Origin of the sequence: Saccharomonospora sp. NPDC046836 (genome assembly GCF_040645195.1) — a bacterium.
Classification (GTDB): Bacteria; Actinomycetota; Actinomycetes; order Mycobacteriales; family Pseudonocardiaceae; genus Prauserella_A.
This window is the reverse complement of sequence record NZ_JBEYXW010000086.1, coordinates 1-7,505: the sequence shown is the minus strand read 5'-3', so window position 1 is coordinate 7,505 and position 7,505 is coordinate 1. Positions and strand designations below refer to the sequence as shown.

At 73.4% G+C, this 7,505-nt stretch carries 2 protein-coding genes; both read right to left on the bottom strand.

From position 1 onward, the window contains the following. On the bottom strand, positions 1 to 474 hold a 474-nt coding region (locus ABZ863_RS34895; RefSeq protein WP_358281998.1), incomplete at its 3' end, for a beta-ketoacyl synthase N-terminal-like domain-containing protein. Between the two features lie 39 nt (positions 475 to 513). Continuing rightward, a partial coding sequence (locus tag ABZ863_RS34890) for an SDR family NAD(P)-dependent oxidoreductase (RefSeq protein WP_358543988.1) occupies positions 514 to 7,505 on the bottom strand: 6,992 nt, incomplete at its 5' end.

Below are 7,505 nucleotides of genomic sequence, written 5' to 3'. Positions count from 1 at the left end.
CTGCCCGTTCGTCCCCACGAACACCCCGCCCGCAGCCCCCTTCAACGACCGCGGATCAACACCCGAACGCTCCAACGCCTCCCACGACACCTCCAGCAACAACCGCTGCTGCGGATCCATCACCAACGCCTCACGCGGCGAAACACCGAAGAACGCCGCATCAAAACCCGCCACATCATCCAAAAACCCACCCGCGCGCGCATAACTCGTTCCCACCCGGTCCGGATCTCCGTCGAACAATCCGGCCAGGTCCCAGCCGCGATCCCCCGGGAAGTCATCGATCACGTCCACACCACCCGAGACCACATCCCACAACGCTTCCGGAGACTCCACGCCCCCCGGAAAGCGGCAGCCCATTCCCACGATCGCGATCGGCTCGCTGTGCTGCTGCTCGATCTGCTGCAACCGGTCTTTCGTTTCGCGCAGTTCCTCTGTCACTCGCTTGAGGTAGTAACGGAGTTTCTCGTCGCTCATGATGCGGTTCCTCCGCGATAGGGCGAATGTGAGGGTGGATCAGGAGATGCCGAATTCCTTGCCGATGAGCCCGAAGAGTTCGTCGTCGGACGCGCCGTCCAGGTCGGTTCCCCCGCCCGTCGCGACGGTCTCGGCACCGGTGGCACGCCAGTGCGCGATGAGCGCCTGAAGGCGTTCGGTGATCTGTTCCCGCACCTTCGGTCCGGGTGCGGCGGACCTCAGCACCTGCTCCAGGCTGCCCACTTGGGCGAGCAGCGCATCGGCCGCGGGCCCTGTCCCGCCCTCGGGGTGGGCGGTTTCCTCGGCGTCCAGGGCGGTGTCGAGGTGGCGGGCCAGGGCCACGGGAGTCGGGTGGTCGAAGAGCAGAGTCGCGGACAGGCTCAGTCCGGTCAGCGCACGCATACGGTTGCGCAGTCGCACGGCGGTCAGCGAGTCGACCCCGATGTCCAGGAAGCCGCCGGTCGGGCGTACTTGGTCCAGACCCTGACGGCCCAGCGCGGCAGCGGTCTCCTTGCGGACCAGGTCCAGCAGGATGCGCTCCCGTTCGGCGGCGGGGACCGCGAGCAGCCGGCGGCGCAGCGCTGTCGCGGCTGCGTCCAGGGGTGACTCAGCCGCGGGCTCCGCGGCTTGCGGCCCCGCGGTGCGAGCGGACGTGACCTCGCCGAACAGCGGCTTGTGCCACTCCGCCGTCTCCTGTCCGAGGAACCGGTCCCAGTCGACGTCGGCGTACACGAACCCGGCGTCCTCACTGGCCGCCGCCGCCGCGAATCCGGCCAGGGCGGTGTCGGCGGGCATGGCGCTCACGCCGCGCCGGGCGAGCCCGTCGGCGATCTCGCCTTCCGCCATGCCGGCTCCGGCCCACGGGCCCCAGGCGATCGACGTGGCCGCGAGACCCTGGGCCCGGCGGCGCTGGGCGAGGGCGTCGAGAACGGCGTTGGCGGCGGCGTAGTTGGCCTGGCCCGGGTTGCCCACGGCCCCGGCGACCGAGGAGAACATGATGAACGCCTCCAGGTTGCTGTCCCGGGTGAGTTCGTGCAGGTGAACGGCGGCGTCCGCCTTGGGCCGCAGAACGGTCGCGAGGCGCTCGGGAGTCAGCGCGTCGACGACGCCGTCGTCCACGACTCCCGCGGTGTGGACGACCGCGGTCAGCGGTGGCCCGCCCGGCAGCGTCGCCAGCAGGCGCTGCACCGCGGTGCGGTCGGAGACGTCGCATGTCGCGATGGTCACCGCGGCGCCGGCGGCTTCCAGCTCCTCCCGCAGCCGGCCGGCGCCGGCGGCCCGCTCCCCGCGGCGGCCGGCCAGGACGAGGTGCTCGGCTCCCGCCGCCGCCAGCCAGCGGGCGACATGGGCGCCGAGCGCGCCGGTTCCGCCGGTGACGAGCACCGTCCCCCGCGGCTGCCAGGAGCTCGCGCCCGCGGTGCCGTCCGGTCCCGGGGCGTGGTCCGGCGCGGTCCGGGCCAGCCGCCGTACGAAGGCGCCGCCGGGGCGTAGCGCGATCTGGTCCTCTCCGGTGTCGTCCGCGAGGACGGAGCACAGGAGGTCGGTGTCCTGCGGGGTGCCCCACGCGGGGGTCGCGGTGTCCGCGGGGATGTCGACGAGTCCGCCCCAGCGTTCGGGGTGTTCGACGGCCACCACCCGGCCGAGCCCCCACACGGCGGCCTGCGCGGGTTGCACCGTGCGGTCGTCGCAGCCGTTCGCCGTGTCGGCTGTGGAGACCGCCCCGCGCGTCACGTTCCACACCGGTGCCTCGACGCCCGCGTCCCCCAGAGCCTGTGCGAGTGCCAGCGTCATGCTGAGGCCGGACGGGGGCCCGGCGCAGCTCCACGCGGTCTCGGTGTCCGCGCCCGCCTCTCCCTCAGCGTCCGGGGCTGTGCCGGGTACGGGCAGGAGGGAGAGGACGCCGCTCGCCGTGCCGCCGCCGGCGGCCGCGATCTCGGCCGCCGTCCGGCGAAGCCGCTCGGCGATGGTGGACCGGTCCGCCGTTTTCGGATCGACGAGGAGGGGGTGGACGTCGGCGCCGCGGCTGCGCAGACCCGTGAGGCAGGCGTGCGCGAGCGCGCTGTCCGCCTGGCCCGCCGGAACGGCGATGATCCAGTGTCCTCGCAGGACCGGCAGTCCCAGGGCCGTCCACGGGCGCCATCGCTCGGCGTAGCGCATGCCCTGCGTGCCGCGGCGTTCGGTGGATGCGTGTGCCGCGCCGGCCGGCGGGGCGGCCGTCTGGTTGCCTTCCAGCCAGTACCGCTGCCGCTGGAAGGCGTAGGTGGGCAGGTCGACGGTCCGGGCGCCGGTTCCGGCGGAGACCGCGCGCCAGTCCGGTCCCGCACCGTGGACGTGCAGGGTGGCCAGGGCGTCGAGCACGGCGCCGTCCTCGGGCCTGGCGGAGTGCGCGGCAGCGGTGATCACAGCGGTCGGCTCCGTCCGGGCCGACGGCCGTTCGTCCTGGTCCTGCCGTCCGTCTCGTTCGTCGAGGCAGTCCTGGGCCAGCGCCGCCAGCGCACCGCCGGGGCCCACCTCGACGAACGTGTTCACGCCGAGGGCGGCCAACTTTCCCACGCCGTCATGGAAGCGCACCGCCTCCCGGACGTGGCGCACCCAGTACTCGGCCGTGGCGATCTCCTCGGCGGCCACCACCTCACCGGTCAGGTTCGACACCAGCGGGATCCGCGGAGCCCGGTAGGTCAGAGTCCGGGCCAGCGAGCGGAAGCGAGCCAGCATCCCGTCCATGTGCGGCGAGTGGAAGGCGTGGCCGACGGGCAGCCGCTTGGTCTTGCGTCCTCGCGCCGCCCAGTGGCCTGCGATCTCCAGGACCACGTCCTCGTCACCCGAGACGACGACGGAACGCGGCCCGTTCACAGCGGCTACGGCGACCCGGCTCTCCCGGTCGGCGGTCAGAGAGGTGATCTCCTCCTCGGATGCCTGGACCGCCGCCATCGCGCCGCCCGCGGGAAGTTCCTGCATCAGCCTGCCGCGCTCGGCCACCAGTGTGCAGGCGTCGGGGAGCGAGAGCACTCCGGAGACGTGGGCCGCGGCCAGTTCCCCGATCGAGTGCCCGAGCAGGAAGTCCGGTGTGACGCCCCAGCTCTCCAGGAGCCGGAACATCGCGACCTCGAAGGCGAACAGGGCGGGCTGGGTGTACTCCGTGCGGTCCAGGAGCAGGGCTTGTGCGGTGCCCGGTCCGGCGAACAGGACGTCCCGCAGAGGGGTTTCGGTGTGCAGGTCGAAGTGCGCGCACACCGTGTCGAGTTGGCCGGCGAAGACCGGGTACGCCCCGTGCAGCCGCCGTCCCATGCCCGGCCGCTGGCTGCCCTGCCCGGTGAACAGGAAGGCGGTCCTGCGCTCGGCGTCGGCGATCCCGTACGTGATGCCGGGCGAGGCGTTTCCTGCGGCGACGGCGGCCAGGGCGTCCCGTATCCCCTCGCCGTCCCCGGCCGACAGCACCGCGCGGTGGTCGAGCGCGGCGCGCGTGACGGCGAGCGAGTGGGCGACGTCGCGGGTGGCGAGCGGCGGTCCTGAGTCGAGGTGGGTCCACAGGGCGGCGGCCTGGGCGCGCAGCGCCGCCGGGGACTTCGCCGAGAGCATGACGGGCAGCGCGGCCCCTCCTGCCTGGGCGTCGACGCCGTCCGTGGCAGCGGTCTCGTCGGGGGCGTCCACGGGTGCCTCTTCGAGGATGACGTGGGCGTTGGTGCCGCTCATGCCGAACGAGGACACGGCGGCTCGCCGCGGTCTGCCGCCGGTGGCGGGCCACTCGCGGGACTCGGTCAGCAGTTCCACGGAGCCGGTCGTCCAGTCGACATGGGGGGAGCGCTCGGCGGCGTGCAGCGTCCTGGGCAGCAGGGAGTGCCGCAGGGCCATCACCATCTTGATCACGCCACCGATGCCGGAGGCCGCCTGCGCGTGACCGACGTTGGACTTGAGGGAGCCGAGCCAGAGCGGCCGGTCCTCTGGCCTGCCCTGGCCGTAGGTGGCCAGCAGGGCCTGCGCCTCGATCGGATCACCGAGCGTGGTGCCCGTTCCGTGCGCCTCCACCGCGTCGACGTCGGCGGCCGTCAGGTCGGCGTTGACGAGTGCCTGTCGGATCACCCGTTCCTGGGCGGTGCCGTTGGGGGCGGTCAGCCCGTTGCTTGCGCCGTCCTGATTGGTCGCCGAGCCGCGCAGTACGGCCAGCACCGGATGGCCGTTGCGGCGGGCCTCCGACAGGCGTTCGAGCACGACGATTCCGGCGCCCTCGGCCCAGCCCGTGCCGTCCGCGTCGGCCGAGAACGCCTTGCAGCGGCCGTCCGGCGCGAGACCGCGCTGACGGCTGAACTCCACGAACGCGAGAGGGCTCGCCATCACCGTGACGCCGCCCGCCAGCGCCAGCGAGCACTCGCCGCTGCGCAGCGCCTGCGCCGCCAGGTGCAGAGCCACCAGCGACGACGAGCACGCCGTGTCGACGGTCACGGCGGGGCCTTCGAGCCCGAGGGTGTAGGCGATCCGGCCGGACACCACGCTCGTGGCGTTGCCGGTCAGGATCCGTCCCTCGAGCTCCTGCGGCAGGGCGGACAGCCGCGGCGCGTAGTCCTGCGCCATGGCGCCCGCGAAGACTCCGGTCGGTGTGCTCTGCAGCGAGTGCGGATCGATGCCCGCCCGCTCCAGCGCCTCCCAGGAGCTCTCGAGCAGCAACCGCTGCTGGGGGTCCATCGCCAGCGCCTCGGCGCCCGAGATCCCGAAGAACGCCGCGTCGAACTCCGCCGCGTCCCGCAGGAATCCGCCCTGCCGGGTGAAGCTCGTTCCCGTCCGCCCATGGTCCTGGTCCTGGTCCTGGTCGAACAGGGTGTCCAGGTTCCAGCCACGGTCCGCCGGGAAATCGCCGATCACGTCCCGCCCGTCGGCGACCAGCCGCCACAGGTCGTCGGCGGAGCGCACGTCCCCGGGGAAGCGGCAGCTCATGCCGACGATCGCCAGCGGTTCTGCGGCTGAACCGTCCGGTGCGGACGGCGCCGGTGCGGACGCCTCCGTCCCGTCGGCCGCGTCCGTCATCAGTTCGGCCCGCAGGAAATCCGCGAACGCGGCCGGAGTGGGGTGATCGAACACAGCTGTGGCGGGCAGCCGGAGCCCGGTCGCCGTGCTGATGCGGTTGCGCAGTTCCAGGGCGTGTACGGACTCCATGCCCGCCTCCTGGAATCGGCGCGCGGCCTCGACCTCGTCGGCATCCTCGAACTTCAGGACGGCGGCGGCCTGTTCTCGCACCAGAGCACGCAGCAGACGCCGCTGCTCGGCCTCGCTCTGCCCGCGCAGCCGGCGGACCCACGGCGCCGTGTCCCGCGCCTGTGTCTCCTCGCCCACCGGCAGGCCCATGTCCGTACGCCGGCTCCTTGCGGCCTCGTCGGGCCGCGCACCGCCGTCGGTCTGCGTGTCCGGTTCCGTGAAGAGGGCGGCGGGCAGCGCCGCGCCGTGCGTCGTCCCGCCGAATTCCCCGACGAGCAGGTGCGCTCCCGGCTGCCGGCCGGCCACAGCCTGCCGCACGGCCTCGGCCTGGACGCCCTCCGGCAGCCGGGCGGACTCCGTCCGCGGGGTCCAGGCGAGCGACAGGGCGGGCAGCCCGCTCTGGGCACGCTGCCCGACCAGTACCGACAGGAGGGCGTGAGTGACGGCCTGGGCGGTGTGCCCGGTGCGTCCAAGGGCTCCCTCGGCGCAGGAGAGGAGAACGAAGTCGTCGAGCGCGCGGTCCTTCGTGCACACGTGGAGGTGGAAGGCCTCCCGCCGGATGGCCTCGGGTGATGTCGCCCCGTCGGCGGCCACGTACACCACGGCCCGCAGCGGGTGACGTTCCGAGCCGGCCGCGTCGTCCATGAGCCGGGCGGTGGCCTCGGGCTCGCCGAGTTCGACCGGCCGGACGGCCAACTCGACCTCCGGGGAGCCGGTTCGCAGCTCCGCACGGAGTTCGGCGGTCCCGTCGCCCGGCGTCCCGAGGCCGGGCCCGGCCAGGACGATCCGCCCGGCGCCCGCTTCGACGATCCAGCGCACGATCTGCGGATCCGGCAGTGGGCCCGACGTGGCGACGACCGTCGTACCGCCGTTCCACCGCGATCCCGCGGCGGCGTTCTCGGTCCGGTCGCTCGTGGGGCATCGCACCAGGCGCCGGGCGAACACTCCCGAGGCGCGCAGGGCGATCTCGCTGCCCGTGGCGTGGCCGCCCGACACGGCCCCGCAGATCCTGCGCAGGGTACGTTCGTCGACGACCTCCGGCAGATCGATGGCGCCCCAAGGGGCGCGGCCCTCGTGGCGCGCGGAGCGGACCTGCGCCAGCATGGCCGCCTGCGCGTCGTCCTGGACACGGTCGGCACGCCGCACGGACAGCGCGCCGCGGGTGACGTACCAGAGCGGAACGTCGAGGGACCGGGCGTGGAGGGCGCGTGGCAGCGCGAGGGCCAGTGCGGTCGCCGGCTCGCCGCCGCCGGAATCCGCAGTGATCAGGGACAGCACCCCGGCCAGGGACCGGTCCGCAGCGTGGTCCTGCTTCAGCGCCTGCGCGATCCGCAGTCCCAGACGCTCGTCGTGGACGTCCTCCGTGGACACATCGAGTACGACGGCCTCGGCCCCGCCGGCCGCGAGAGCGTCCCGCAGTTGTCCGACGAGTTGCTGGTGGGCGGCCGTACGCTCCTGTGGCGCGACTACGAGCCACATGCCTGACAGGCGCGCCCGGGACGGGCCGGTCAGTGGCCGCCAGACGAACTGGTAACGGCAGGCATCGACGGCCGCCTGCTTGCGTCGCTCGCGACGCCAGGGAGACAGGACGGACAGCACGGTTCCCAGGGAGTCCGGGTCTGCCGTGCCCCGCACGTCGAGCGAGGCCGCGAGGCCTGCCAGGTCCTCCTGCTCCACGGCGCTCCAGAACCGTCCGTCGACGGGATCGGCCTCGGCCGTGCCGGGGGCGTGGGAGACCGGCGCGTCCAGCCAGTAGCGTCGGCGTTGGAAGGCGTAGGTGGGCAGGTCCAGCGGGGTGTCCGGGACGCCGGTGACCGCACTCCAGTCGACGGCCGCTCCCCGTA